This window comes from Streptomyces sp. PSU-S4-23, from assembly GCF_055632315.1.
The window spans coordinates 8631464-8656324 of record NZ_JBVMUU010000002.1 but is presented as its reverse complement, the minus strand read 5'-3'; the positions used below and the strand labels follow the sequence as shown (position 1 = coordinate 8656324).

The window sequence follows — 24861 nt, the reverse complement described above, 5'->3', positions numbered from 1 at the left end:
CCTAGTGGGCCACCGCGGCCGCGCCGTGCTCGTCCACGAGCGCGCCGGTGGTGAAACGGTCGAGCGAGAAGGGGGCGTTGAGGGGATGGGGGGCGTCATGGACGATGGTGTGGGCGTAGAGCCAGCCGGCGCCCGGGGTGGCCTTGAACCCTCCGGTGCCCCAGCCGCAGTTGAGGTAGAGGTTGCCGACCGGGGTGAGGCCGAGGATGGGCGAGGCGTCGGGACTGACGTCGACGATGCCGCCCCAGGTGCGCAGCACATGGGCCCGGGCGAACACCGGGAACAGCTCCAGGGCGGCGGACATCTGCCGTTCGATGATGTGGAAGGCGCCGCGCTGCGTGTACGAGTTGTAGGCGTCGATGCCCGCGCCCATCACCAGCTCGCCTTTGTGCGCCTGGCTGACGTACACGTGGACCGCGTTCGACATCACCACGGTCGGGTGCACCGGTTCGAGGAGTTCGGAGACGAGTGCCTGCAACGGGTGGCTCTGCAGGGGGACTTCGATGCCCGCCATGGCGGCCAGCACGGAGGTGTGGCCGGCCGCGCACAGCGCCACCTTTCCCGCCGCGATCGGCCCGCGCGTGGTGCGTACTCCCACGGCCCGGCCGCCGGCGATGTCGATGCCGGTGACCTCGCAGTCCTGGATGATGTCGATTCCGGCGGCGTCGGCGGAGCGCGCCAGGCCCCAGGCGACGTGGTCGTGCTTGGCGATGCCCGCGCGCGGCTGGTAGGTGCCGCCCAGGACCGGGTAGCGCACGTCGGGTGAGATGTCGACGATCGGGCAGACGTCCTTGACGCCCTGCGCGTCGAGCCATTCGGCGTCCACTCCGTTGAGGCGGTTGGCCTCGACGCGGCGCACGCCGTCGCGGACGTCCTGGAGGCTGTGGGCGAGGTTGAGGACGCCGCGCTGGGAGAAGAGGATCGGGTAGCCGAGTTCGTCCTCCAGTCCCTCCCACAGTTTCAGGGCGTGCTCGTAGATGCCGGCGCTCTCGTCCCAGAGGTAGTTGGAACGGATGATGGTGGTGTTGCGGGCCGTGTTGCCGCCCGCGAGCCAGCCCTTCTCCAGGACGGCGACGTCGGTGACGCCGTGGTTCCTGGCCAGGTAGTGGGCGGTGGCGAGGCCGTGTCCGCCGCCGCCGACGATCACCACGTCGTACGAGCGCCGCGGCTCGGGCGTGCGCCACAGCCGGTCGGGGTGCTCGGGGAGGTCGGCGCCGGGGGTGCGGGGGCTCATCGGGCGTCTCCGTCCGACAGGTGCGGGCAGAGCGGGTGCCCGGCGGGGCCGGGGTGCGGTTCGGCGCGCGGGGCGGCGTGGACCTCGGGGTCCGGCTCCGCCGGCGGGGTGGTCGGCGCGTTCATACGGCGTTCGCGTTCCTCTCGGCGGCCTCGACGGCGTCGGCGGGCGGCATCGCCCGGTCATGGGTCCGGCTCCCCGGCGCGGTGGTGCCGGCCATCGGCATCACCCGGCCGTCGGGCGGTTGTGCGGTCACCGGCGGTGCTCCTCCCCGGCGTGGGTCATGCGCTCGGCCGGCCACGCAGGCGGGACATGGCCGGATCGAACAGGGGCTCGTCGGCGACGACCGCCTCGACGCGCTGGTCGAAGTAGCCGATGTGCACGGTGTTCCCGGTGGTGGCGAGGCCGGCGGGGAGCCAGGCGTAGGCGATGCCCTTGCCGATGGTGTAGCCGTAGGCGGCGCTGGTGACATGGCCGACGGCGCGGTCGCCGTCGTAGACCGGCTCCTTGCCCATGACGACGGCCCGCGGGTCGTCGATGGTGAGGCAGGTGAGCCTGCGCCGTACGTCGGCGCGGCGCCGCTCGAGTGCGGCCTTGCCGATGAAGTCGCCCTTGTCGGGCTTGACGGCGAAGGCGAGTCCGGCCTCGTACGGGTCGTGCTCGTACGTCATGTCGGTGCCGAAGGAGCGATAGCCCTTCTCCAGGCGCAGGCTGTTGAAGGCTCCGCGGCCGGCGGCGATGCCGCCCAGGGGCCGGGCCGCCTGCCACAGGGTGTCCCACAGCTTCAGGCCGAGGTCCGCGGTGGTGTACAGCTCCCAGCCGAGTTCACCGACGTACGACAGGCGCATCGCGGTGACCGGCACGGAGCCGATGTGGGCACGCCTGGCCCTGAAGTACTTCAGGCCGTCGTTCGAGAAGTCCTCGTCGGTGAGGGGCTGCAGGACGTGGCGGGCCAGGGGCCCCCACAGCCCGATGCAGCAGGTGCCCGGGGTGATGTCGCGCACCGTGACCGAGCCGTCGGCGGGCAGGTGGCGCCGCAGCCAGTCGAGGTCCACGTTGCCGTTGACGCCGGCCTGGAAGAGGTCGGGGGCCAGCCGGGCGACGGTGATGTCGCTGCGGATGCCGCCGTCCTCGTCCAGCAGCAGGGTGTAGGTGACGGAGCCCACCGACTTGTCGACCTTTCCGGTGGACATCCGCTCCAGGAACGCGGCGGCACCGGGCCCGGCGACCTCCAGCCGCTTCAGTGCCGTCATGTCGTACAGGGCGACGGTCTCGCGGGTGACCTGTGCCTCGGCGCCGACGACGGGCGACCAGTAGCGGGCGGCCCAGCGGTTGGGGGCAGGGATGCCGCGGCCCTCGGCCAGCGCGGCGTTGGCCTCGTACCACTGCGGGCGTTCCCAGCCGTTCGCCTCCAGGAAGAACGCGCCGAGGTCCTGCTGGCGGGCGTAGAAGGGGCTGGTGCGGATCGGGCGCGGAGGTCCCGACGGCTGCAGCGGGTGCAGGATGTCGTAGACCTCCACGAAGTTCTGGCAGTCGCGGGCCAGGACGTACTCCGGGGCGAGCTGGTGCGGCTCGAAGCGGTTGACGTCGCACTCGTGCAGGTCGAAGGACGAGCAGTGGCCGTCCACCAGCCACTCGGCCACGGCGCGGCCGACTCCGGCGGAGTGGGTGACCCAGACGGCCTCGGCGACCCAGAAGCCCTCGACGTCCGGGGACTGGCCGAGCAGCGGCAGACCGTCGGGGGTGAAGGAGAACAGTCCGTTGATGCCCTCCTCGATCTCCGTCTGACGTGTCGCGGGAAGCAGCGACCGGGTCTCGGTCCAGGCGTCGGCGAAGTCGTCCTCGGTGAACTTCAGGACCGACGGCATCGCGTCGGCCTCGTCGACGGGGAGGATGTCGTCGGCGGCGACCGGCATCGGGCGGTGTCCGTAGGAGCCGATGCCCAGGCCGTCGAAGCGGTCGCGGTAGTAGAGGTCGGCGTCCTGGTGGCGCAGGATCGGCCGCACCGCCTCCTCGGTCTGGCCCGCCAGGGCGGGGATCGGGCCCGTCCAGGCGAGTTGGTGGGCGAGCGGGGTGAGCGGGAGGTCCATGCCGGCCATGCGGGCGATCTTCGGTCCCCAGATGCCGGCGCAGCACACGACGATGTCGGCGGGCAGTTCGCCCCGGTCGGTGAGGACGCCGGTGACCCGGCCCGCGCCGTGGAGCACGTCGAGGACTTCGTGGCGGGGAAGGAAGCGAACGCCGCGTGCGGTGGCCCGGCGGATCTGCGCCTCGACGGCGAGGACGGCCTTGGCCAGGCCGTCCGTCGGGACCAGCAGGCCGCCGAGGACCTTGTCCGGGTCGAGCAGCGGGTGCCGCTCGACGCACCCCTGGGGGCCGAGGAGGTGTGCCTCGACGCCCCAGGCGGTGATCCAGCCGTGGCGGCGGTGGAGTTCGGCGAGGCGCTCGGGGGTGGTCGCCACCTCGAGGCCGCCGACCTGCAGGAAGCAGGGCCTGCCGTCGACGTCGAGGGAGCAGAACTTCTCGACGGTGTAGCGGGCCAGTTCGGTCATGGTCTTGGACGGGTTCGTCTGGAAGACCAGACCGGGGGCGTGCGAGGTCGAGCCTCCGGTGGCCGGGAGCGGGCCCTGGTCCACCACGGTCACCTCGGTCCAGCCGCGTTCGGAGATCTCGTCGGCGAGGGCCGCTCCCACGACGCCCGCTCCGATGATGACCACTCGGGGTCCCGCCATCACCAAACCTCCAGTTGCCGAATACGCAACATGATTCAGGTTGCGCAACTCAATGTGCCCGCCGTGCGGATGGGTGTCAAGGGGTCGCTGACGTCGGGGAACGACCCGGAACACAAAGGCCCGGCAGGCTGTCGGCGCAGCCTGCCGGGCCCTTGACGGGGGTGTTCCGGATGTACGCGCGAGGGCGCCGCCACCGGCCCCGGGGGCCGGGGCGACGCCGTCCGCCGCCCGCTTCGGCTAGTCGAGCCAGGCGTCGACCTTGTCGCGGTGGGCCTCGACCCACTTCTTCGCCGCCGCGTCGGCCGTCATCTTGTCCACGGCGATGTACCTGGCGACGGTGTTCTGGTCGTCGTTGGTCCAGTTGAACTTCTTGACCAGGCCGTAGGCCGGGCTGCCGGACGCGGCGAACCTGGAACTGACGATCTTGTCCAGGTCGTACACGGGATAGTCGCAGGCCACCTTGGCCGCCACGGCGTCACATCCCGTCGTGTACGCGGGCAGGCCGACCTTGACCAGGGGCACCTCCGACAGGAACCACTGCGGCTCGTAGAAGTAGCCGATCACCCATTCCTTGTTCTTCTCGGCCTTGCGGAACGCCTGGATGAGCGCGGTCTCGCTGCCCGCGTACACCACCTTGAAGTCCAGCTTCAGGTTCTTCACCAGCGCCGCGTCGTTGGTGACGTACGACGGGTCGCCGTCGAGGAGCTGGCCCTTGCCGCCCGATTCGGAGGTCTTGAACCTGCCGGCGTACTTGTTGAGGTTCTTCCAGTCGGTGATGTCGGGGTGCGCCTTGGCCAGCCACGGTGGCACGTACCAGCCGATGATGCCCTTGTTGCCGGTCCGGCCGGCCTCGACGGCGGTCTTCTGGCCGGAGATGTACTTCTTCTTCAGGTCGTCGTGGCCCCAGTTCTCCAGGATGGCGTCGACCTCGCCGGTCCCGAAGCCCTGCCAGGCGATCTCCTCCTTGAGGTCCTTCTTGGTGACCGTGCAGCCGAGGTCGTGCTGTGCGACGTACGCGACGACCGCCGCGTCCGCCTCGTAGCCCACCCACGGGTTGACCGCGAGGTTGAAGGTGCCGCACTTTCCCGAGCTCTTGGAGCCGGCGGAGGAGCCGTCGCCGACCTTCGCTCCGGAACAGGCGGTGAGGGTGAGGCCGAGGACGGCCAGGCCGGCCGCGCCGGCTCGCCAGTGTCTTGCCATGGTGTCGCGCTCCTTATGCGCTGGTGCGTCGCGCAGCTGCCTGAGTGATCCGGTCGAACATGACTCCGAGCAGTACGATGGCCAGCCCCGCCGCCAGTCCCTTGCCGTACAGCTCTCCCTGTGAGAAGCCGGCCACGACGTCGTAGCCGAGGGCGCCTGCCCCCACCAGGCCGCCCACCACAACCATCGACAGCACATAGATGAGCCCCTGGTTGGTCGCGAGGGTCAGGGCGCCGCGTGCCATCGGCAGTTGGACCTTGGTGATGATCTGCCAGGTGCTGCACCCGGCGGAGGTGGCCGCTTCCACCGTGGTCGTGGGCACGTTGCGCACCCCGTCCGCGATGATCTTGATCGCGACGGGCGCCGCGTAGACCACGGCCGCGACGATCGCGGTGAAGCGCGTGGCGCCGAAGAGCGCGAGGAACGGCACGAGGTAGACGAACGGCGGCATCACCTGCGCCGCGTCCAGCGTGGGGCGCACCACCCGGTCCACGAGGGCGCTGCGTCCCATCCACACCCCGAGGACGACGCCGAGCAGCAGCACCAGCGCGGTGGCCACCACGGTCGAGGCCAGCGTCGTCATGCCGTCCGACCACACGCCCGTGCCGACCAGCAGGCCGACGCAGACCGCCGCGGTCACTCCGGCGCGCCATCCGCCCAGCACCGCGCCCAGCCCGGTCAGGGCGGCGCCGACCAGCCACCAGGGGGAGTCGGTGAGCAGCGACTGGAACGGGTTGAGCAGACCGTTGGTGAGGGCGTCCCGGAAGGCGTTGGTGAGGCCCGACAGATGGTCCTGCGCCCAGGTGGTCGCGGTGTCCGCCGCGCTCGCGACGGCGCTGCCGGTGCCGCCCTCCCCGGGGAACTCGGCGGCCCACACGTAGGTGTGGGACAGGTACACCAGGACCGCGGCGACGGCAGCGCCCGCCGCCAGCAGGGGCCGCCGCCAGGCGAGGAGGCGGCCGCCGGAGCGCCGGGCGGCCTCCTCTCGTCCGCTCGCCGCGGTCGTGACACGGTCGAGCACGATCGCCATGACGACGATGGCGAGGCCCGCGTTGAAGGCCGTACCGACGTCGAGGGACTGCAGGGCCTGTACGACGGTCTTGCCGAGTCCGGGCGCGTCGATCAGGGCGGCGATGGTCACCATGGCGAGGGCCGCCATGATGGTCTGGTTGACGCCCATCACCACGGTCCGCCTCGACATCGGCAGCAGGACCTTCAGCAGGGTCTGACGGCGCGTCGAGCCCAGCGAGCCGGCCGCCTCGACGGTGGTCTCGGGCACGGAGCGGATGGCGTGCGCGGTGATGCGGATCGCGGGCGGCGCCGCGTAGATCAGCGTGGTGATGGTGGCGGAGGCGGGGCCGATGAGGAAGAACAGGGTCAGCGGGGCCAGGTAGACGAAGGTGGGCATCGTCTGCATGAAGTCCAGGAACGGCGTCATGATCCGGTCGAACCGGTCGGACAGGCCGGCCCACAGGCCGAGCGGGATGCCGATCAGGAGCGCGACGAGGACCGCGGACAGGGTGAGCGCCAGCGTGTCCATGCTCTCCTGCCACAGCCCCTGCAGTCCGAAGAAGGTGAAGCCGGCCGCGGCCAGCAGAGCGACCCGCCAGTTGGCGACGGCCCAGGAGACATAGCCGGTGAGGCCGACGACACCGAGCCAGCCGATCTGCGGCACCGGGCGTCCGCCGGCGGGCTGGGAGATCAGGGACTGGATGAAGGTCACCAGGTTGTCGATGACCAGCCGGATCTCGTTGAAGAAGTACAGGAAGAGCGGGTTGGAGTTGCGGTGGGCGCCGATCGTGTCGTTGACGTCGTTGAACCAGCGGTGCAGCGCGGTGAGGTCGGCCGCGGCGAGGGACAGCGTCTGCCGGCCGCGCAGCAGGGCGAAGAGCACCAGCCAGGCGATCAGGATCGCCGCCACGGCCGTGCGGCGGCTGATCCGGCGTACGGCCGCGATCGGTGCGGTCGTGTCGGCGGCGGCCATCACGCACCGCCCGCCCGCCCGGCGACCACGGAGAGGATCTCCTCGTCGCCGACGATCCCGAGCAGTGTGCCGTCCTCGACGACCCTGACCGGTTTCTCGGCCGCGAGCACCGCGCGGGTCGCCTCCCGCACCACGACGTCCGGGCCCAGCTCCGGGCCGTCCAGGGCGTCGTCGGGGCCCGCCGGGCGCATGATCCAGCGCAGCGTCAGCACATCGGCGCGTGGTACGTCCCTGACGAAGTCCCGTACGTAGTCGTCGGCGGGGGCGCCCACGAGTTCGTCGCCGGTGCCGCACTGCACCGTCCGGCCGTCCCGCATGATGAGGATGCGGTCGCCGAGCTTGAGCGCCTCGGACAGGTCGTGGGTGATGAACACCATGGTCTTGCCGACCTCGTGGTGCAGGCGGACGACCTCGTTCTGCATGTCGCGGCGGATCAGCGGGTCGAGGGCGGAGAACGGTTCGTCGAAGAAGAGCACGTCCGGGTCGCCGGCGAGCGCCCGGGCCAGGCCGACGCGCTGCTGCATGCCGCCGGAGAGCTGATCGGGGTAGGAGTTCTCGTAGCCGGCGAGGCCGACCAGTTCGACGACCTCCAGGGCCCGCCTGGTGCGCTCCGTCCTGCCCATGCCGCGGATCTCCAGGCCGAACGCCACGTTGTCGACGACCCGCCGGTGGGGCAGCAGCCCGAAGTGCTGGAAGACCATGGAGAACTTGCTGCGGCGCAGTTCGCGCAGGCGCCCCGCGTCGGCGCCGCGGATGTCCTCGCCCTCGAAGACGATCTCGCCGGCGGTGGGTTCGATCAGCCGGGTCAGACAGCGCACCAGCGTGGACTTGCCCGAGCCGGACAGACCCATGACGACGAAGACCTCACCGGGAGACACCTCGAAGGTGACGTCGCGTACGGCGGCGGTGCATCCGGTGCGGTCCATGAGCTCGCGGCGGGTCAGGCGGCACAGCTCCTCGGAGCCGGGCACCCGGCCGGCTTTGGGCCCGAACACCTTCCACAGCCCGCGCACGGAGACGACCGGCGTGCCGTCCGCGTCCTGGGGCGTGCCGCGCCGCTGCGGCGCCTCGGTCTGCGTGGGGGTCACGATCGACCTCTTTTCGGCGTTCAGCCGCGGAACCAGTGCTGCGGCCGGGGTTGGATGTTCTGCCAGACGTGTTTGGGTTCCCGGTATTCGTCCAGGCCGGTGGGGCCCAGTTCGCGGCCGACGCCCGAGTGCCCGAAGCCACCCCATTCCGCCTGTGGCACATAGGGGTGGTAGTCGTTGATCCACACCGTGCCGTGGCGCAGCCGCCGCGCGACCCGCTGGGCCCTGCCCGCGTCCTGCGTCCACACGGCCCCGGCGAGTCCGTATGCGGTGTCGTTGGCGATCCGGACGGCGTCGTCCTCGTCGCGGAAGCGCTCCACGGTGAGCACGGGCCCGAAGGACTCCTCGTGCACCACGCGCATGTCCTGCCGGCACTCGTCGAGGACGGTGGGCGGGTAGTAGAAGCCGCGTCCCAGCGCGGGGTCGTCGGGGCGGGCGCCGCCGCAGCGCAGTACGGCGCCCTCGGCGACTCCCGCGGCGACGTACGCCTCGACCTTCTCGCGGTGCGCGGCGGAGATCAGCGGTCCGGTCTCGGCCCCGGGGTCGAAGGGTCCTCCGAGGCGGATCCGGCGGGCGCGGCGCACGATCTCGTCGACGAGTGCGTCGTGGAGGCGGTCCTCGACGATCAGCCGGGCGCCGGCCGAGCAGACCTGCCCGGAGTGCAGGAAGACAGCGGTCAGCGCGAAGTCCACGGCCGTGTCGAAGTCGGCGTCGGCGAAGACCACGTTGGGGTTCTTGCCGCCGAGCTCCAGGGCCACCTTCTTCACGGTGGGTGCGGCGGCCGCCATGATGCGCCGGCCGGTGTCCAGGCCCCCGGTGAAGGAGACCATGTCGACCGCAGGGTGCGCGGACAGCGGTGCGCCGGCCTCGGGTCCGGTGCCGAGCACCAGGTTCGCGGCTCCGGCGGGCAGCCCGGCCTCCTGCAGCGACCGCATCAGCAGGATCGCGGTGGAGGGCGTGAACTCACTGGGCTTGAGGACGATCGTGTCGCCCGCGAGGAGGGCTGGGGCGACCTTCCAGGACGCCTGGAGCAGCGGGTAGTTCCAGGGGGTGATCAGTCCGCAGACACCGACGGGTTCGTAGGTGATCCGGCTGAGGGCGTCGGCGCGGCCGGTGTCGACCACCCGGCCGGCGCTGGTGCCGGCGATGCCGCCGTAGTAGCGGAGGCAGGAGACGACGTCGGCGATGTCGTACTCGCTCTCGACCAGCCGCTTGCCGGTGTCGAGCGACTCGGCGCGGGCGAACTCCTTGGCGTCGCGCTCGATGATGCCGGCGGTGCGCAGCAGCAGTGCGCCGCGCTCGCGTTCGGGGGTGCGGGGCCAGGGACCGTCGTCGAAGGCCCGGCGGGCCGCGGCGATCGCCGCCTCGGTGTCGGGGCGCGTCCCCTCGGACACGGTCGCCACCGGAGTGCCGTCGGCCGGGCACCGGATCTCGCGGTGGCCGCCGGCCACCGCATCGCGCCATTCCCCGTCCACGTACAGCTCTGCCATGCGCCGATCCCTTCGACCGGAATTCGTTGCGCATCGTGCATTGAATTGCTTGTGGTGGAACACCCTGACGAATTCCAGGAGATACGTCAAGGGGTTGGCGCATCCCGTCTCCGGCATACGGGCAGTTGTCCCGCCACCCTTGACCGAGGGCGGCGGCGGACTCGACCATGTTGCGCATCGCTCATCAGGTTGTGCGATACGCACCGAGGGAGGCCCGCATGTCCCTGAGACCGCATCCCGGCCGTGAGTACGTCCTCACCCTCTCCTGCCCCGACACGGCCGGTCTGGTTCATGCCGTGAGCGGTTTTCTCGTCCGGAACTCCGGCAACATCCTGGAGAGCCACCAGTTCGACGACCGTCTCCAGGGCCGCTTCTTCATGAGGGTCCACTTCGGCGTTTCCGATCCGGACGCCACTCTGGAACATCTGCGTTACCGCTTCGGCCCGGTCGCCGAGGCGTACGGGATCTCCTGGACCCTCAGGGACGCCGCGACACCGACCCGCACGCTCATCATGGTGTCCCGGTTCGGCCACTGCCTGAACGATCTGCTCTTCCGCCGCCGCACCGGCGCCCTCGGCATCGAGGTTCCCGCCGTCGTCTCCAACCACCGGGACCTGGAGGGCCTGGCGGACGGCTACGGCGTCCCCTTCCACCACATTCCGGTGACCGGGGACACCAAGCCCGAGGCCGAGGCGCGTCTGCTGGAACTCGTGCGCGAGCTGGGCGTCGACCTGGTGGTGCTGGCCCGCTACATGCAGATCCTCTCCGACGACCTGTGCAAGGAGCTGGAGGGCCGCGCCATCAACATCCACCACTCCTTCCTGCCCGGCTTCAAGGGAGCGCGTCCCTACGAGCAGGCGTACGAGCGCGGGGTGAAGCTCGTCGGGGCGACGGCGCACTATGTGACGCCGGATCTGGACGAGGGGCAGATCATCGAGCAGGACGTGGTACGGGTGGACCACTCGCTCGGCCCGGACGAACTCGTCACGGTCGGCCGCGATGTGGAGGCGCAGGTGCTGGCGCACGCGGTGAAGTGGCACAGCGAGAGCCGCGTCATGGTGGACGGCAACCGCACGGTCGTCTTCCGCTGAGCGCCGGGTCGTACACGGTCGCGGGGCGGGCCGGGTTCCGGCGGTGCGCCCCGCGACCGGCGTCGTGCTCTACCCGGCCCGCTTCCGGGCGTCGCGGTGGCGGTAGTAGACGGCCGTGGAGGGCGGCAGGGGCTCGGTGCCGAGGACGAGGTCCGCCGCCTTCTCGGCGATCATCATCACCGGCGCGTAGATGTTGCCGTTGGTGACGTACGGCATCACCGACGCGTCCACGACGCGGAGGCCGTCCACTCCGTGCACCCTCATGCTCCGCGGGTCGACCACGGACATCTCGTCGGTACCCATCCTGCAGGTGCAGGAGGGGTGCAGTGCGGTCTCACCCTCCTTCGCGACCCAGGCGAGGATCTCCTCGTCGGTCTCGACGGAGGGTCCCGGGGAGATCTCCCCGTCGTTGTAGGGGGCGAGCGCGGGCCGGCCGAGGATCCTGCGGGCGACACGGATCGCCTCCACCCACTCCCGGCGGTCCTGGGCGGTGGAGAGGTAGTTGAAGCGCAGCGCCGGGTGCTCGCGCGGATCGCCGCTCCTGATCTTCACCGAGCCGACGGCGTCGGAGTACATGGGTCCCACGTGCACCTGGTAGCCGTGGCCGCCCGCCGGCGAGGAGCCGTCGTAGCGGACCGCGACGGGCAGGAAGTGGAACATCAGGTTGGGGTAGTCCACGTCCTCGTTGCTGCGGGCGAAGCCCCCGGCCTCGAAGTGGTTGGTCGCGGCCGGGCCCCTGCGGAAGAGCCACTGCAGCCCGATGAAGGGGGCCCGCCACTTCGCCATGTACGGCTGCACGGAGACCGGCTGCCGGCAGGCGTACTGGACGTACACCTCCAGGTGATCCTGCAGGTTCTCGCCGACGCCCGGCAGGTCGTGGACGACGTCGATGCCGAGGGCGGCCAGTTCACCGGCGTTGCCGACGCCGGACAGCTGGAGCAGCTGCGGGGAGTTGACGGCGCCCCCGCACAGGATCACCTCGCCCGCGCGGGCCTGCCGGACGGCACCGCGGCCGCGCCGGTACTCGACGCCGACGGCGCGCTTGCCCTCGAAGAGCACGCGGGTGACCAGGGCGCGGGTGACGACGGTGAGGTTGGGCCGCCGCATCGCGGGCCTCAGGTACGCCTTGGAGGCCGACAGCCGGCGCCCGCGGTGCACATTGCGGTCGAAGGGCGCGAAGCCCTCCTGCCGGTAGCCGTTGACGTCGTCGGTGCGGGTGTAGCCGGCCTCCTGGGCGGCCTCCAGGAAGGCGGAGAACAGCGGGTTGGCGGCCGGGCCGCGTTCCAGGACGAGGGGGCCGTCGTGGCCGCGGAACTCGTCGTCGGGGCCGGCCGCGAGGCAGTTCTCCATCCGCCGGAAGTACGGCAGGCAGTGCGCGTAGTCCCAGGTCTCCATGCCGGGACCGGAGGCCCAGCGTTCGTAGTCCATGGGGTTGCCGCGCTGGAAGATCATGCCGTTGATGCTGCTGGAGCCGCCCAGCACCTTGCCCCGGGCGTGGTAGATGCGCCGGCCGCCCATGTGCGGTTCCGGCTCGGACTCGTACTTCCAGTCGTAGAAGCGATTGCCGATGGGGTAGGTCAACGCCGCGGGCATATGGATGAACACGTCCCACGGGTAGTCGGACCGGCCCGCCTCCAGCACCAGTACCCGGTGTGCGGGGTCGGCCGAGAGCCGGTTCGCCAGCGCGCTGCCGGCTGATCCGCCGCCGACGATGACGAAGTCGTACTGCACAGGAGCCATGGGGCCTCGTCTCGCTCGCGCCGTCGATACGCGAGGCATGCTAATACGGGTAGCGCTATCCGCACCAGGTTGCGTTGAGCGCAACTTGAAGGGTGCCGTGTTCCGCTCGCGTTGCTTGCGTCCGCGTTGTTTACTGCGCGTATAGTTTCGCTGTGAGCAACTACAGTCCAGATACCGAAACGACGGGTTCGCAGGCCGGCGGGGTGCAGTCCGTCGACCGGGCCATCAGCGTCCTCGAGATCCTGGCCCAGCGCGGCGAGGCGGGCGTCAGCGAGGTGGCCGCCGAGATCGACGTCCACAAGTCCACCGCGTTCCGTCTGCTGGGTGCCCTGGAGGCGCGCGGCCTGGTGGAACAGGCCGGCGAACGCGGCAAGTACCGGCTCGGTTTCGGCATCGTACGCCTGGCCGGCGCCGTCACCGGCCGGATCGACATCACCCAGCAGGGCCGCCCGGTCTGCGAGCGCCTCGCCGAGGAGATCGGGGAGACGGTCAACATCGCGGTGCTGCAGGAGCGCTACGCGGTCAACCTCTGCCAGGTGCGCGGCCCGGGGGCGGTCGCCGCGCACAACTGGGTCGGCCAGCTGACGCCGCTGCACGCCACGTCGAGCGGCAAGATCCTGCTGGCGTACCTGCCGGCGGCGGAGCGTAGCGCGCTGCTGTCGGAGGCGGGCCTGAAGAAGGCGACGCCGCACACCCTGACCGCGAAGTCGAAGCTCGAGAAGAACCTTGCCGAGGCCCGGGAGCGCGGCTACGCCCTGACGCTGGAGGAGCTGGAGATCGGGCTGCACGCCATGGCGGCGCCGATCCGCGACCGGGAGGGCCGGGTCGTCGCCGCCATCAGCGCGTCCGGACCCTCGTACCGGTTCACCGAGGAGCGCATGCACGAGCTGGCCCCGCTCCTGCTGAAGGGCGCGGAGGAGATCAGCCACCGGATGGGCTACCTGGGCTGAGCCGCGGCCGCCGCTATTGCGGCGGCCGGGTGCCCAGGCGCTCGTGCACCCAGTCGTGGAAGGCACCGAGGTGGTGCTCGCTGGGCACCAGGACGCCGCCCCCGGCGTACACCCGGGAGCCCATTCCGGGCTGGGTGCGCTCACAGGCGTCGAAGTCCTGGCGGTTGACCCGGTCGAAGAGCTCCACGGAACGGCTGATGTCCTTGCCGCCCTCCACCACGCCGGGCAGGTAGAGCCAGTCGCACTCGACGACCGTGCGGTCGACGGCCACCGGGTACATCCGGTGGAAGATCACATGGTCGGGGACGAGGTTGATGAAGACCTGCGGCTTGACGGTGATCGCGTAGTAGCGGCGGTCCTGTTCCTCGGACACTCCCGGGATGCGATCGAGGCCCGGCGAGCCGTCGACGGTGAAGCCCTGGATCCGCGCACCGAACTCGGCGCCGTGGCCGACGTAGTACTGGGCGGCGTAGCCGTCGGCGAACTCGGGGAGCACCTCGGTGAGTTCGGGGTGGATCGTGGCGCAGTGGTAGCACTCCATGAAGTTCTCGACGATGAGCTTCCAGTTCGCCCTGACGTCGTAGACGATCCGCTTGCCGACCGCGAGGCCGGCCATGCCGTAGTGCTCGATCGACTCCATGTCGCCGAGGCGGGTGACGACCTCGCCGACGACCTCCTCGAAGGGGGGCGGGTCCTGCGCCAGGCACACCCAGACGTAGCCGAGCCACTCGCGGACGGCGACGCCCGCCAGGCCGTACTCGGTGCGGCCGACATCGGGCATCCTGGTGAGGTTGGGCGCCGCCACGAGCTTCCCCGTCAGGTCGTACGTCCAGGCGTGGTACGGGCATTGGAAGGCCCTCTTGACCTCGCCGGACCGCTCCGTGCAGATCCTGGCCCCGCGGTGCCGGCAGACGTTGAAGTAGGCGCGGACGGAGGCGTCGCGGGCGCGGGTGACGAGGACGCTCTCACGGCCCACGTCCACGGTCCGGAAGGCCCCGGGTCCGGCCAGGTCGGACGACCGGGCGACGCAGAACCACATCCTCTCGAAGATGCGCTCCTGCTCCTGGGCGAAGATCCCGGGGTCCGTGTAGAAGGAGCCGGGAAGGGTGGCGATCAGGCTCTCGGGCAGGCTGGTCGAGGTCACGGTGCACTCCTCGGAAAACGTCGTGGATCGGTCGTTCACGCGCCGGGAAGAGCGGCTCCGGACGGCGTTGTGGACGGGGCGGCGCCGCGCACTCCGGCAGAGTGCGGCGCGGGAGGCGGCGCCGGTGGTGTCACGCGGTGGCGCCGGCGAGCCTTTTGCGCCAGCGGGTGAACAACCGCGGCTGGTTCATCGCGAGCGCGGCGACGGGATGGCCGGCACGCCGGTACACGGCGAGGAAGCAGCGGTCGCCGGTGGCGCCCTCCTCGACGGTCACGCTGTCCGCGCCGGCCGCATGACCGGCGAACTGGAGCTTCACACCGTACTGGTCGGACCAGAAGTACGGCGGCCTGGGCACGCCCGGTTCCACCGCGCCCCAGGACAGCAGCGCGGCGACGGCGGCGTCGGGCCGTTCCCGTGCGCCGGTCCAGTGCTCGACCCGGCGACGGCGGCCGATGCGGGGGTCGTACCAGGAGGCGCAGTCACCGACGGCGACCACACCACCCACGCCGGTGCGGCCGTCCGCGCCGCACTTGACGCCGTCGTCGAGCGCGACACCGGATCCCTCCAGCCACTCGACGCACGGGCGCGCGCCCACCCCGACGACCACGGTGTCGGCGGGGATGCTGCGGCCGTCCTCGAGCAGCACGGCACCGACTCGGCTCCCGCCGCTCAGCCCCTTGACGCCCACACCGCACGACAGCCGTACACCGTGGTCGGCGTGGAGGGCGGAGACGACGCCGCCCATGGCCCGGCCGAGCGCTCCGGCCAGCGGTGCCGGGGCCGCCTCGACAACGGTCACATCGAGCCCGAGGGCGCGGGCGGTGGAGGCGACCTCGGCGCCGACGAAGCCGGCGCCGACCACCACCAGCCGTCCGCCGCACGCCAGTTCGTCACGCACGGCGCGGGCATCGTCCAGGGTGCGCAGCACATGCACCCCGGCCAGGCCGTGGGCGCCGGGCAGCCGGCGCGCGGCCGCACCGGTCGCGATGACGACCCCGTCGGCCCTCACCTCACGGCCGCCGGCGAGCCGTACGGCGCGGTGGGCCCGGTCGAGTCCGGTGGCGCGGGTACCGAGCAGCCATTCCGCCCGCAGGTCCTCGTCGTCCGTCTCCAGTGCGAGATCCGCTTCGCCCATGGCACCGGACAGGAACTCCTTGGACAACGGCGGCCGGTCGTACGGACGGTGGGGCTCGTCCCCTATGACGACCAGCCGCCCGTCGTACCCCCGTTTCCGCAACGAGCGCGCCGCCGACAGCCCGGCCAGCGAGGCGCCCACCACGGCCACGGTCCTCACGCGGTGCCCCCGGCGAGACGGGACGCGACGCAGGGACGGGCGTGCCCCCTGTCCGAGCGAAGCCGGGAACCGGGGGGAAGGTTGGGGGCCTGGGCGGACAGCCGGATGTAGATCATCCCGTCCTCGACGACGACCTCGTGGGTGCGCACCGGGAGCCTGGCCGGCGGGGCGTCGACGGCACCGGTGCGGAGGTCGAACGTGGAGGCGTGCAGCGGGCATTCCACCGCGCAGCCCTCCAGCCAGCCGTCGGCGAGGGAGGCGTCCTGGTGGGTGCAGGTGTCGTCGATGGCGAACAGCTCACCGTCATCGGTGTGGAACACGGAGACCGGCGGATCGATGTCGAGCCGGAGAGCCTCGCCTCGCGGCAGATCCGCGAGACGGCACGCGGGAATCATCATGACACCTCGGTGCGTATAGCGAAACGGATTGCGATAAGCGCAACATCAGTCTGCGGGCGGCCCGGAACCCTTGTCAAGGAACAGGCGGCCCCGGCCCGGCACCGCTCACCGCCTCCCCGATCCCGGACGCCTCGTGCCCGGACGGGAACGGGAACCCGGGCCGGCGCGCGCCCGCCGAGGCGTGGCCGGGACACCGCCGGGCGGGTGACGCCCCTTCGGGTGACGCCCGCCCCGGGGCGGCCGGCCGCCACCCCCTCCCGGGGCGGCGCGAGTCCCCCGGGATGCGGGGGGTTTCCGGGCCACGGCACGGCCGCGGGCACCTCTCCACCGGGCAGGACACGGCGGTACGGCCATGACGGCCGGGGCGAACGGGCCGTGCTAAGGGAGGTGTATGAGACAGTCCCGAATCGCGGCATGCATGTCCTCCCTCCTTCTCGCCGTCGCCTGCACCGTCACGGGTGCCGCCGCGGCGCAGGCGACCCCGCAGACGGCGGCCACCGGATACGTGGCCCTCGGCGACTCCTACTCCGCCGGCGTCGGGACCGGCAGCTATCTGGGCTCCAGTGGCGACTGCCTGCGCAGCGGCCGGGCGTATCCCGCCCTGTGGGCGGCGGCGCATGCACCGTCGTCGTTCACCTTCACCGCGTGCAACGGCGCGCGCACGAGTGATGTGCTGGCCAGGCAACTCGGCCCGCTCGGCACCCGTACGGGCCTGGTCAGCATCACGGCCGGGGGCAGCGACGCGGGCTTCGGCGAGGTCATGACGACGTGTGTGCTGCGGGGCAACACCGCATGCCAGACCGTCATCACCGAGGCCAGGTCGTACATGGACCGCACCCTCCCGCACGACCTGGACCGTCTCTACACGGCGATCAGGGACAAGGCCCGGGCCGCCCACGTCGTGGTGCTCGGCTATCCGCGCCTGTACCGGCTCGGGGGCACCTGCGTGGCGGGCCTGACGGAGGCCGCCCGCTCCGCCGTCAACGACGCCGTGGACCATCTCAACAGCGTGATCGCGAAACGCGCCGCCGACCACGGGTTCACCTTCACCGACATCGCCACCGCCTTCTCCGGGCACGAGATCTGCTCCGGCACCCCCTGGCTGCGCAGCGTCAACTGGCTCGCCCCCGTCGAGTCGTACCATCCCACGGCGCTCGGGCAGTCCGACGGCTACCTCCCCGTCTTCAGCGGCGCGGCCTGAGCACCGCCCGGCCGTGGCCGCCCGCCCCGCCCCGTGGCGGGCGGCGGGCCCCGCCCTCTGGCGGACGCGCGTAGACCTCGGGCATCATCTGCGTGCACCACCTGCACCGCCGACCCCACGAGACGCACGGCCCGACCGCAGGAGGTCCTCGTATGAAAATCCGCTCCGCCCTCACGGCTCTCGCGCTCACCGTCGCCCCCGGCCTCGCTGTCCTGGGCGGCGCCGGCGACGCCCTCGCCGCCCAGGACAGCGCCCAGACCGTCACCGTCACCAAGATCTCCCACGCCACCGCCACCTCGATGTTCCGTCAGGTGGGCATCACCTGGTCGTCCTCCGGCAACTGCTCCGACCGCAACAACTCGACCTGCACGTCCTTCGAGCAGCTCAACCTCGCCACCGCCCAGGGCGCCCAGACCCTCAAGGGCGCCTCGGGCTGTGCGCTGAACATCACCGGCGGCACCGAGACCGGCCATGCCAGCGGCACCTACTCGCACTGGAACGGCTACAAGCTCGACTACGGCAAGAACACCTGCGTCACCAACTACATCAAGGGCACGTTCACGTACATCGGCCTGCGCGGCGACGGCGCGCCGCAGTACCAGTCCGGCGCCGGCAACATCTACGCCGACGAGGGCAACCACTGGGACGTCCTGTACTACAACTGCGGGGGCTGCTGACCCCTGGCGGCGCGTCGCCGGGGCCGTCCCCGGCCCCGGCGACGTGCACGCCGACACGGCGTGGCGTCTGTACGAGTGGTGCATCCCCTGGCACGGTCGTAGCGTCGGTTAGAGAAGTCCGGGCAGGGGCGCATGGATCCGGAGATCAGCAAGCCGGGAGCGGACATGCGGAGACACACGGTGAGTACGGCGGTGGCGCTCTGCGCCGCATCGCTCCTCGGAGTCATGGGGACGGCCTCCGCCGCTCCCAGGGCGGCGCCGGCCGCGCACACCGCGCAGCGGCAGCAGCCCGTGGACCCCGTGCTCGTCGACTGCTTCTGGCGCCCGCAGCTGCAGCCGGGCGACTTCATGATCGCCTGCGGTGACGGCAACAGCCTGCTCACCTCGCTGCACTGGTCGAGCTGGGGCGCCGACTCGGCGCTGGCCGAGGGCGTCAACGTGGTGAACGACTGCGTGCCGTACTGCGCAGCGGGCAGATTCCACTCGTACCGCGTCATCGTGCGGCTCGACGACCCGCAGGTCTGGAAGAAGCATCCCCAGGTGCGGCACTACGCCCGCATGAGCCTCGTCTACACCGACGGCCGCCCGGCCGGGTACGGGCGCGTGGAGACCTACCCGCTGTGGAACTGACGTGAACCGCCGAGCAGGGAGCCGGTGAGCCCCACCGGGTTGCCCGTGGGAATCAGCCCCGACTCCACCACCGTCCGCGCGAGCGGGGTGAGCAGTTCGGCGAGTCGTGCGGCCGCGCCCCGGCCCACGGCGCGCCACGGCCCTTCGGCGGCAGCGTCGGTCGCGTCCTCGATCGCACGGCGCTCGGCCGCTCCCCGGGAGGTCAGACCCCCGTCGTCATCGACCCATCCGCGCTCCCGCAGCTCCGCTTCCGCGGCGTGCCACGTCGCGGCATCCCATTTGCGGCCTTCACGCAGCATCGCGCCGTCCGACTCTCCCGCGGCGGCCTTGAGCACCATGGCCTGGACCGGGCCGATACCGCGGCCCACCAGTACGGCGACATGCCCGTCACCCCGGTGTTCGCGCAGCGTGGTCACCGCCTGCCACAGCCGCACATGCGGCTCGGCCGGACGTTCGAGGGCCTGGTTGGCGGCTCCCAGCACGCGCCCGGCGGTGTCGGCCGCCTGGGCCGCGTCCCAGGCGAGATCCGCCGCCTGGGCCATCGGCGCGCCGCGCAGCGCGTCCCGCCCGTACAGCCGCCGCATGGCGAGGTCCACCGCCCGCTCCCGGGCCGCCAGGACCTCCGGCGGCGTCGCGTACCGCCACGCGTCCGGCAGGGCCCGGGCCACCCGGTCGGGGTGGAACACATAGAAGCTGCTGGTCACCACCGCCGGATGCACCGGTCCCAGCGGGGCGGCGCGCATCGCGACGTATCCCATCCAAAAGCCCCGCATCCCCACCTCACCGGCGGTCTGCACGGCCTCCGGGGTGAAGTACACGAGGTCGTGCACCGGTTCGGCCAGCTCCCACATCGCCCGGGACGAGACCTCACTCACCGTTCCCCCCTCGCTCCGCTGTTCCGCGGTCCTCGCACCACCCGATTCCCGTCATGACCGCTGTCATAGCACACCTTCATGACAACTGTCATAGTCGCCGGTCCTGGCCGCGCCGGCGGCCGGGGGCCAGGGCCGGGACCGGGACCGGCAGGGGCGACGGTCTCACCGTTTACGAGGCCGGCTCGCGGTCACTCGGTCTGTGACATCGGAGTCGAGGGTCGCTTGGAGTGAGCAGCGGTGGCACGAGACGAGAAGGCCAAGGCGAAGAAGGAGCAGGCCAAGGGGAAGGCCAAGGAGGCGGTCGGCCGCGCGGTGGGCAATGAGCGCCTGACCGCCGAGGGGCGGGCCGAGAAGGCGAAGGGCGACGCACGCCAGGCCAAGGAGAAGGGCAAGGACGTCTTCCGGCGCTGACGCGCGGTCACGCGTCCGTACCCGAGGGCCGGCCGGGCCCGTCGAGGCGCCGGCCGGCCGCTCGGGCGGGGCGGTTCTCCACGCCCCTCACCGCGCCGCCCGCGGCGGCGCCGGCTCCCCCTCGACGTCCCCGGCCGTGTCCCCGGTCAGCAGCGCGGCCAACTCCCGCTGATAGGGGAAGGATCCGGGAACGTAACCGCACCACGGCTCCTCGGCGTAGGGGTCGCCGGTCACCCCGTAGGCCCGGGAACGGGAGCCGCCGCACACCCGGCGGAACTCGCACGAGCCGCACCGGCCGCCCAGCCGGTCGGCGTCGCGCAGGCCGGTGAACAGCTCCGAGGAGCGGTAGATGTCCGTCAGCGGCCGCTCGCGCACGCTGCCCGCGCCCAGCGGCAGGAATCCGCTGGGGTGCACGGTCCCCGTGTGGGAGACGAAGACGAAGCCCCGGCCGGCGTTGACGTCGAGCGGTGGCCGGCGGACGCGCCGTTGCCCCGTGGCGAGGCCCAGTTCACCGGTCCGGTCGCGCAACCGCCGGTACAGCGGGCCGAGTCGGAGCGCCTTCTCATGGTCCTCGCCCCCGTCCGCGAGTATCCGCCGCTGCAGCGCGACACGGCGGAAGTGGTGGGCCTCGGTGGTCTTGGCGGGCACGGTCAGGCCGACGTCGTACACGAAGTTCAGGACATCCTCGGTCTCGCCGGCCGTCAGCGCCCCGAGCACCTTGCCGCGCCCGGTCGGTACGAGGAAGAAAGCGCTCCACAGCATCGCCCCGTGATCATGGACGAGGCGGACGACGTCCGGCAGGTCGTGGAGGTTGTGCCGGGTGACCGTGGTGTTGATCTGGACCTTCATGCCCAGCTCGCGCGCGGCGTCCCAGGCGTCGAGGGTCCAGCGGAACACGCCGGGCACGCCGCGGAACCCGTCGTGCAGTGCGGCGGTCGAGCCGTCCAGGCTGAGCGAGAGCCCGACCGCTCCGGCCGCGTCGACGGCCCGCAACCGCTCGGGGGTCAGGGTGGGGGTGCCGGACGGGGAGACGGCGACCCGCACCCCCGACTCCTTCCCGTAGGAGATCAGCTCCAGCAGGTCGGGGCGCTGGAAGGGATCACCGCCCGTGATCACGAACAGCGGCGCCGGGTGCCCGAAGGCGGCGACCTGACGCATCAGCTCCTTGGCCGCGTTGGTGTCCAGTTCTCCCGGGTCCCGGTCGGGCACGGCCTCCGCACGGCAGTGCAGACAGGCCAGGGGGCATGCCCGGGTGGACTCCCAGATCACGATGAACGGCCTGTCGGCCACGTCCTGGCGCTGGCGGCGCACCGCCCGCCCGCCGCTCACCGCGGCCTGCCGGCCGTACGTCCGGCCGCCCGGGAGTCAGGGCAGACGTGCGGGGCGGCCGGACGATGACCGCACCGGGGGGTACGTACCGAACGTCGCGCCGGTCTCGGCCAGGGACGGACAGGGCCGGGCCGGCGCTCGGTGCGGTCGTACATGCAGCTACCTCCGGTTCGATCACCGCCAGCCTGCACCGCGCCCGGCATCCGGACCCACGGCCGACTGGCCCCCGTCCCAGGGCCGTTGGTCCCTCCTTCCGCCGGGTTCCGCCGGTCACCGGGCGCTCCGGGACGGACCCGGCGGCGTGCCGGCGACCGGTCCGGCGCCCGAGGTCGGACCGGTGGTCCCTTCGATGGGGACGTTCGGCCCCATACACCGGCAAACAATGAAATTAGCCTTGCCTGCGCGGCCCCGGCGAGCGCGAGGGCCGAGGGCGAGGGAGGCACGTGTATGGCTGGCACCGATCGCGGACGGCCGCCCCGGCCCAGCCGCCCGCCCGGCGGCGGCTCGGCCGCCGCCCGTCTGCCCGGCCACCGGACCCTCGCACGCCTGGGCAAACGCGTCCTGCGCCCGGGTGGCATCCGCCTGACGCGCTGGATGCTCGACCGGCTGAGCGTGGGACCGGACGACCGGGTGGTGGAACTGGCCGCGGGGCTGGGGGCCACCGCCCGCCTGACGCTCGCCCGCGCCCCCGCCGCCTACACCGCCGTCGACCGCGATGCCGCGGCCGTGGCCGCGCTGGGCACCCTGACGGCACCCGGCGCCACCGAGGTCAGGGCGGTGCGCGCGGACGCCGCGGGCACCGGTCTGCCCGACGGCTGCGCCACCGTGGTGTACGGGGAGGCGATGCTGACGATGCAGCCCGACCCCGCCAAGCGGCGGATCGTGCGGGAGGCGCGCCGGCTCCTCGCCGGCTCCTCGGGCCGGTACGCCGTCCACGAACTGTGCCTGCTGCCCGACGGGCTGGACCCGGCGCACGCCGAGAGGATAACGACGGACCTGTGCGAGGCCATGCACATCGGCGCTCGTCCCCTCACCCCGGCCGGCTGGAGCGACCTGCTGGCCGCCGAGGGGTTCACCGTCATCGCCCGCAAGACGGTGCCGATGGCCCTTCTCGAGACGCGGCGGCTCGTCGCCGACGAAGGAGCCGACGGAGCCCTGGGCATCATCGGCCGGGCCCTGCGGGACCCGGTGGCCCGGCGCCGGGTGCTGCACATGCGGCGGGTCTTCCACCGGCACCGGGCCCATCTGGGCGCGCTCGGCCTCGTCGCCGTTCCCGCCCCGGCCGCTCCCCGGCCCAGCGGCGGGACACCGACGACTGCCGTGTAAGCGCGGCGTTACGGAACGTTCCCAGGGGGCGCGGAGGCGGATGCGCGGGTTCTGACCGCTCGGAAACCTCGTGCTGACGAACCGGCAAGGACCGGGCCGGACGCTGGCGGCATGACTGACACCGTCTCCACCACGCCGTCCCAGCCCGGCTCCCCGAGCCTGTTCGAGCGACTGGGCGGGGAACCCGCGATCGGCGCGGTCGTCGACGCCTTCTACGGGAAGGTGCTCGGCGACCCCGGCCTGCGGCCGTACTTCACCGGAGTGGACCTTGAACGGCTCAAGCGGCACCAGCGGCGTTTCATCGGGCAGGCGCTCGGGGCGACGCGCCCCTACTCCGGCCGTTCGATGCGCACGGCGCACGAGCACCTGTCGATCACGGATGACGCCTTCGACCGGGTCGTACGGCATCTGGCCGCCTCGCTCGCGGAAGCGGGGGTCGACGAGCCCACGATCGCAACCGTCGCGCAGGCCCTGCTGCCGCTGCGGCAGGACATCGTCACCGCGTGACCGGGAACGCGGCCGCGGCGGCGGGCCGCCGGGCCGCGCCTCCGGCACCGCCGGGCCGGCGCGGCGGCCGGACGCGGGGTCAGACCCCGGGCTCGGTCGCGGTGGAGGGTTTGAGAAGCGGCGGAAGGGCGCGTGGAGTACGGGCCTGGAGACGCCTGGTGACCTCGGTCAGGTCGGCGATGAAAAGCCGGGCGAGTTCGGCGGTGAAGCCGGTCCGTACGACCAGGCGCAGGACGGAGATGTCCTGGCACGGAGCCGGGAAGGTGTAGGCGGGCAGATGCCAGCCTCGTGCCCGCATGGCCTGGGAGACGTCGAACACGCTGAGGCCCGGGGTGCCCGGCGTGACGCGGAAGGCGAAGGCCGGAAGCTCGGAGCCGTCGGTGATCAGCTCGTAGGACGGCATGCTGCGGATCTGCGCGGCGAGCGCGCGGGCCGTCGTGCGGCACTGCGACGCCAGGCGCCTCATGCCCGGGAAGCCGTAGCGCAGGAAGCTGTAGTACTGGGCGACGACATGGGCTCCGGGACGCGAGAAGTTGAGGGTGAAGGTCGGGGACTTGCCCCCGAGGTAGTCGACCTCGAAGACCAGGTCGTCGGGGAGGGCTTCGGCGTCGCGCCACAGGGCCCAGCCGAGACCGGGGAAGACATGACCGTACTTGTGTCCGGAGGTGTTGATGGAGGCGACGCGTTCGAGTTGGAAGTCCCACATGAGGCCGGGGTCGAGGAAGGGGGCCACCAGGGCTCCGGAGGCGCCGTCGACATGCACGGGGATATCGGTTCCGGTGGCGGCCTGGTAGCCGTCCAGGGCCATGCAGATGTCGGCGACGGGCTCGTAGGAGCCGTCGAACGTCGACCCGAGGACGGCGACGACACCGATGGTGTTGTCGTCGCAGTAGGCGGTCAGCGTGTCGGGGGTGAGGTGATACCGGCCCGGTTCCATCGGGACACAACGGGGTTCCACCTCGAAGTAGTTGGCGAACTTCTTCCAGCACACCTGGACGTTCGCGCCCATCACGAGGTTCGGGCGTGCGGTGTCCCTGCCCTGGGAGCGGCGACGGGCCTGCCAGCGGCGCTTGAGCGCGAGGCCGCCGAGCATGGCGGCCTCGCTGGACCCGGTGGTGGAGCAGCCGCGCACCCGTTCGGGGTACGGCGCGTGCCAGAGCCGGGCCAGCATCTGCACGCACCGCTCCTCCATCGCGGTGATCTGGGGATACTCGGCGCGGTCCGCGAGATTCTTCTCCGCCGTCTCGGCCATGAGCTGCCGCGCCTGCGGCTCCATCCACGTCGTGACGAAGGTGGCGAGGTTGAGGCGTGCGTTGCCGTCGAGCATCAGCTCGTCCCGCACACGGCGGCAGACCGTGTCCGGCGACGCTTCCGAGCCGGGCAGCTCCTCGACCGGCAGGGGGAGGTCGCCGAGGGGCTGGTGGCCGGGGTCGGGGAAGGTGATGAGGGCGTCGAGGTCTGCTTTCGGCGCTACGCCGGTATCCGGGACGGACATGGGTGCCTGGTTTCCTTTCTGAGGCGTGTAACAGCCCGCGTACATCCCGGACGCTAGGTCTTTCC

22 protein-coding genes are annotated in these 24861 nt (G+C 71.8%); 8 read left to right on the top strand and 14 right to left on the bottom strand.

Annotation, left to right across the window (positions count from 1 at the left end; all coding sequences use genetic code 11):
• Window position 1 precedes the first annotated feature (1 nt).
• The 7 genes from ACZ79I_RS39065 to ACZ79I_RS39035 all read right to left on the bottom strand — a co-directional run bounded on the left by ACZ79I_RS39065 (window position 2) and on the right by ACZ79I_RS39035 (window position 9728).
• On the bottom strand, window positions 2-1234 hold the full coding sequence (locus ACZ79I_RS39065) for a sarcosine oxidase subunit beta family protein (protein ID WP_471504565.1): 1233 nt from the start codon (window positions 1232-1234) through the stop codon (window positions 2-4).
• Window positions 1235-1355: 121 nt separating this feature from the next.
• Window positions 1356-1490 carry a hypothetical protein gene (locus ACZ79I_RS39060; RefSeq protein ID WP_471504562.1) on the bottom strand — a complete coding sequence of 45 codons (135 nt, stop codon included), beginning with the start codon at window positions 1488-1490 and terminating at the stop codon, window positions 1356-1358.
• Window positions 1491-1515: 25 nt separating this feature from the next.
• Window positions 1516-3966 carry a GcvT family protein gene (locus ACZ79I_RS39055; RefSeq protein WP_471504560.1) on the bottom strand — a complete coding sequence of 817 codons (2451 nt, stop codon included), beginning with the start codon at window positions 3964-3966 and terminating at the stop codon, window positions 1516-1518.
• A 237-nt stretch (window positions 3967-4203) separates the two neighbouring features.
• Window positions 4204-5166, bottom strand: coding sequence for an ABC transporter substrate-binding protein (locus tag ACZ79I_RS39050; RefSeq protein ID WP_471504558.1), 963 nt, complete (start codon window positions 5164-5166; stop codon window positions 4204-4206).
• Window positions 5167-5179: 13 nt separating this feature from the next.
• Window positions 5180-7150, bottom strand: coding sequence for an ABC transporter permease (locus ACZ79I_RS39045; RefSeq protein ID WP_471504556.1), 1971 nt, complete (start codon window positions 7148-7150; stop codon window positions 5180-5182).
• Window positions 7150-8238: a quaternary amine ABC transporter ATP-binding protein gene (locus tag ACZ79I_RS39040; protein ID WP_471504553.1), complete on the bottom strand. Its 1089-nt coding sequence runs from the start codon at window positions 8236-8238 to the stop codon at window positions 7150-7152. Before ACZ79I_RS39040 ends, ACZ79I_RS39045 begins: the two co-directional genes overlap by 1 nt.
• A 20-nt stretch (window positions 8239-8258) precedes the next feature.
• Window positions 8259-9728, bottom strand: coding sequence for an aldehyde dehydrogenase family protein (locus ACZ79I_RS39035; protein WP_471504549.1), 1470 nt, complete (start codon window positions 9726-9728; stop codon window positions 8259-8261).
• Between the two features lie 218 nt (window positions 9729-9946).
• On the opposite strand from ACZ79I_RS39035, the gene purU reads away from it, so the two are divergent.
• Window positions 9947-10819, top strand: coding sequence for a formyltetrahydrofolate deformylase (gene purU, locus ACZ79I_RS39030; RefSeq protein ID WP_471504546.1), 873 nt, complete (start codon window positions 9947-9949; stop codon window positions 10817-10819).
• A gap of 69 nt (window positions 10820-10888) precedes the next feature.
• Here the strand turns inward: purU and betA are convergent, their stop codons facing one another.
• Window positions 10889-12559 carry a choline dehydrogenase gene (gene betA / locus ACZ79I_RS39025; RefSeq protein WP_471504543.1) on the bottom strand — a complete coding sequence of 557 codons (1671 nt, stop codon included), beginning with the start codon at window positions 12557-12559 and terminating at the stop codon, window positions 10889-10891.
• A gap of 203 nt (window positions 12560-12762) precedes the next feature.
• Between betA and ACZ79I_RS39020 the strand changes: the two genes are divergently transcribed.
• Window positions 12763-13509 (top strand): IclR family transcriptional regulator, encoded by a 747-nt coding sequence (locus ACZ79I_RS39020; RefSeq protein WP_471505505.1) that lies wholly within the window; start codon window positions 12763-12765, stop codon window positions 13507-13509.
• 13 nt (window positions 13510-13522) lie between these two features.
• Here the strand turns inward: ACZ79I_RS39020 and ACZ79I_RS39015 are convergent, their stop codons facing one another.
• The 3 genes from ACZ79I_RS39015 to ACZ79I_RS39005 all read right to left on the bottom strand — a co-directional run bounded on the left by ACZ79I_RS39015 (window position 13523) and on the right by ACZ79I_RS39005 (window position 16345).
• Complete coding sequence (locus tag ACZ79I_RS39015) at window positions 13523-14653, bottom strand: aromatic ring-hydroxylating oxygenase subunit alpha (protein WP_471504539.1); 1131 nt, start codon at window positions 14651-14653, stop codon at window positions 13523-13525.
• A gap of 130 nt (window positions 14654-14783) precedes the next feature.
• The gene (locus ACZ79I_RS39010; RefSeq protein WP_471504537.1) at window positions 14784-15947 is read right to left on the bottom strand and encodes an NAD(P)/FAD-dependent oxidoreductase; all 1164 of its coding nucleotides are present in this window, start codon (window positions 15945-15947) and stop codon (window positions 14784-14786) included.
• Window positions 15944-16345 (bottom strand): bifunctional 3-phenylpropionate/cinnamic acid dioxygenase ferredoxin subunit, encoded by a 402-nt coding sequence (locus tag ACZ79I_RS39005; RefSeq protein ID WP_471504535.1) that lies wholly within the window; start codon window positions 16343-16345, stop codon window positions 15944-15946. Before ACZ79I_RS39005 ends, ACZ79I_RS39010 begins: the two co-directional genes overlap by 4 nt.
• Before the next feature lie 391 nt (window positions 16346-16736).
• Between ACZ79I_RS39005 and ACZ79I_RS39000 the strand changes: the two genes are divergently transcribed.
• The 3 genes from ACZ79I_RS39000 (at window position 16737) to ACZ79I_RS38990 (ending at window position 18853) form a co-directional block, all read left to right on the top strand.
• A complete protein-coding gene (locus ACZ79I_RS39000; protein WP_471504531.1) occupies window positions 16737-17546 on the top strand; it encodes an SGNH/GDSL hydrolase family protein in 810 nt (269 codons plus the stop codon).
• A 152-nt stretch (window positions 17547-17698) separates the two neighbouring features.
• Window positions 17699-18223 carry a hypothetical protein gene (locus tag ACZ79I_RS38995; protein ID WP_471504527.1) on the top strand — a complete coding sequence of 175 codons (525 nt, stop codon included), beginning with the start codon at window positions 17699-17701 and terminating at the stop codon, window positions 18221-18223.
• Window positions 18224-18388: 165 nt separating this feature from the next.
• Complete coding sequence (locus tag ACZ79I_RS38990) at window positions 18389-18853, top strand: hypothetical protein (protein ID WP_471504524.1); 465 nt, start codon at window positions 18389-18391, stop codon at window positions 18851-18853.
• Here ACZ79I_RS38990 and ACZ79I_RS38985 read toward each other — a convergent pair.
• Entirely contained in the window at window positions 18835-19728 is an 894-nt protein-coding gene (locus ACZ79I_RS38985; RefSeq protein ID WP_471504520.1) for an SCO6745 family protein, read from the bottom strand. The genes ACZ79I_RS38990 and ACZ79I_RS38985 overlap by 19 nt on opposite strands.
• 237 nt (window positions 19729-19965) lie before the next feature.
• Between ACZ79I_RS38985 and ACZ79I_RS38980 the strand changes: the two genes are divergently transcribed.
• Complete coding sequence (locus ACZ79I_RS38980; protein WP_471504517.1) at window positions 19966-20139, top strand: CsbD family protein; 174 nt, start codon at window positions 19966-19968, stop codon at window positions 20137-20139.
• Window positions 20140-20226: 87 nt separating this feature from the next.
• On the opposite strand, the gene ACZ79I_RS38975 is transcribed toward ACZ79I_RS38980, so the two are convergent.
• On the bottom strand, window positions 20227-21429 hold the full coding sequence (locus ACZ79I_RS38975; protein ID WP_471504515.1) for a TIGR04053 family radical SAM/SPASM domain-containing protein: 1203 nt from the start codon (window positions 21427-21429) through the stop codon (window positions 20227-20229).
• A 486-nt stretch (window positions 21430-21915) separates the two neighbouring features.
• Here ACZ79I_RS38975 and ACZ79I_RS38970 point away from each other — a divergent pair, with 486 nt between their 5' ends.
• Together ACZ79I_RS38970 and ACZ79I_RS38965 are read left to right on the top strand one after the other, a co-directional pair.
• The gene (locus ACZ79I_RS38970) at window positions 21916-22794 is read left to right on the top strand and encodes a methyltransferase domain-containing protein (RefSeq protein WP_471504513.1); all 879 of its coding nucleotides are present in this window, start codon (window positions 21916-21918) and stop codon (window positions 22792-22794) included.
• Between the two features lie 111 nt (window positions 22795-22905).
• Window positions 22906-23301 (top strand): group I truncated hemoglobin, encoded by a 396-nt coding sequence (locus ACZ79I_RS38965; protein ID WP_471504511.1) that lies wholly within the window; start codon window positions 22906-22908, stop codon window positions 23299-23301.
• Between the two features lie 79 nt (window positions 23302-23380).
• On the opposite strand, the gene ACZ79I_RS38960 is transcribed toward ACZ79I_RS38965, so the two are convergent.
• Window positions 23381-24796 (bottom strand): glutamate decarboxylase, encoded by a 1416-nt coding sequence (locus ACZ79I_RS38960; protein WP_471504509.1) that lies wholly within the window; start codon window positions 24794-24796, stop codon window positions 23381-23383.
• Between the last annotated feature and the right edge of the window lie 65 nt (window positions 24797-24861).

Excerpts from the sequence above, each read along its gene's own strand:
- ACZ79I_RS39065 (WP_471504565.1), bottom strand. The coding sequence starts at position 1,234 with ATGAGCCCCCGCACCCCCGGCGCCGACCTCCCCGAGCACCCCGACCGG.
- ACZ79I_RS39055 (WP_471504560.1), bottom strand. The coding sequence starts at position 3,966 with ATGGCGGGACCCCGAGTGGTCATCATCGGAGCGGGCGTCGTGGGAGCG.
- ACZ79I_RS39050 (WP_471504558.1), bottom strand. The coding sequence starts at position 5,166 with ATGGCAAGACACTGGCGAGCCGGCGCGGCCGGCCTGGCCGTCCTCGGC.
- ACZ79I_RS39045 (WP_471504556.1), bottom strand. The coding sequence starts at position 7,150 with ATGGCCGCCGCCGACACGACCGCACCGATCGCGGCCGTACGCCGGATC.
- ACZ79I_RS39035 (WP_471504549.1), bottom strand. The coding sequence starts at position 9,728 with ATGGCAGAGCTGTACGTGGACGGGGAATGGCGCGATGCGGTGGCCGGC.
- purU (WP_471504546.1), top strand. The coding sequence starts at position 9,947 with ATGTCCCTGAGACCGCATCCCGGCCGTGAGTACGTCCTCACCCTCTCC.
- betA (WP_471504543.1), bottom strand. The coding sequence starts at position 12,559 with ATGGCTCCTGTGCAGTACGACTTCGTCATCGTCGGCGGCGGATCAGCC.
- ACZ79I_RS39005 (WP_471504535.1), bottom strand. The coding sequence starts at position 16,345 with ATGATGATTCCCGCGTGCCGTCTCGCGGATCTGCCGCGAGGCGAGGCT.
- ACZ79I_RS39000 (WP_471504531.1), top strand. The coding sequence starts at position 16,737 with ATGAGACAGTCCCGAATCGCGGCATGCATGTCCTCCCTCCTTCTCGCC.
- ACZ79I_RS38995 (WP_471504527.1), top strand. The coding sequence starts at position 17,699 with ATGAAAATCCGCTCCGCCCTCACGGCTCTCGCGCTCACCGTCGCCCCC.
- ACZ79I_RS38990 (WP_471504524.1), top strand. The coding sequence starts at position 18,389 with ATGCGGAGACACACGGTGAGTACGGCGGTGGCGCTCTGCGCCGCATCG.
- ACZ79I_RS38970 (WP_471504513.1), top strand. The coding sequence starts at position 21,916 with ATGGCTGGCACCGATCGCGGACGGCCGCCCCGGCCCAGCCGCCCGCCC.
- ACZ79I_RS38965 (WP_471504511.1), top strand. The coding sequence starts at position 22,906 with ATGACTGACACCGTCTCCACCACGCCGTCCCAGCCCGGCTCCCCGAGC.
- ACZ79I_RS38960 (WP_471504509.1), bottom strand. The coding sequence starts at position 24,796 with ATGTCCGTCCCGGATACCGGCGTAGCGCCGAAAGCAGACCTCGACGCC.